1 pseudogene is annotated in these 1,078 nt (G+C 70.8%); it reads left to right on the forward strand.

The annotated features are described in order from the left end of the window. Nucleotides 1-441: 441 nt before the first annotated feature. Nucleotides 442-1,078: pseudogene (locus AC5RUH_RS16690) on the forward strand (hypothetical protein); the annotation flags it as partial.

Below are 1,078 nucleotides of genomic sequence, written 5' to 3' on the forward strand. Positions count from 1 at the left end.
GCGGCGGGATCCGGGGCCGGTGCCGCGAGGTCGGCGGGCTGGCCCTCGGCCGGCGATCCGTTGCCGGCGGCGGGCGTGGGAGCATCCCGGGGTTCGCTCACGCAGCATCCTCTCTTCCGCCTGCAGCCGCTGAAGCAGCGGGCGGGCGCACTTGTCACGCGCTAAGCAACAACGGCGCAGGATAGGGGCAATTCTGAGCGAAAGACTACCAGTCCGGTATGGTGTGGCAGCGGATGCCGACGGCAAAAAGGGCAAAAGGCGGTCCGCGGCGGACCACGCGGTCCGGCCGCGCACGGACGGCGGAGAGGGTTCGTTACCATAGGGTTATAAAGCATGACCGATGGCGGGCACCCCGGCCGGCCCTGGAGGCGTGGGCGTCCCTGCGGCCCTTCCCTCCTGCAGCGATCGACGATTGGTATTTTTGTGCGTTTTAAGATTTCAGTGGCCCTGATGGTGATCGGCCTGCTGGCCATCGCGCTGGGCATCGCCCAGCGGACCGTGTGGGCGCCGCCCGAGCGCGCCTCGGCCACCTACACGGCAGCCGATGCAACCGCACCCGTGACCGTCATCGAACCGGAAGTCTTCGGTGTCCACGAAGAAGAAGTGGACGTTTCGGTGGAGGCCGACGGCGAGTTCCTGCTGGCCATCGGCCGAGCGGGCGACGTCGAGGCCTGGGTCGGAGAGGCGGCGCACACCTCCCTGACAGGCATCGAGGACGGGCAACTGCAGGGGACCGTGACCGAGGGCGAGGCCAAGGTGCCGAACCCTGCGGGCTCCGACCTGTGGGTGAGCCAGCAGCAGGCCGAGGGCAGCCTTGAGCACCGGTGGCTGGCCCCGGCCGACGGCGAGTGGTCCATCCTGCTGGCCGCGGACGGCACCGAGCCGGCGCCGACGACGGTGACCGTCACCTGGCCGAACGACACCTCGGTGCCGTGGTCGCTGGCCCTGATGATCATCGGAGCCCTGCTGCTGGTGCTCGGCGTGGCGATGGCCGTGGTGTCCCGCCGCCCGAACCGGCCGGTCCCCGGCGGCGACTCCGACCCCCGGGGCGGCGGCGGCCGGCCGAACGCAGGCGGCC

Source organism: Arthrobacter sp. Y3223166, assembly GCF_059090935.1.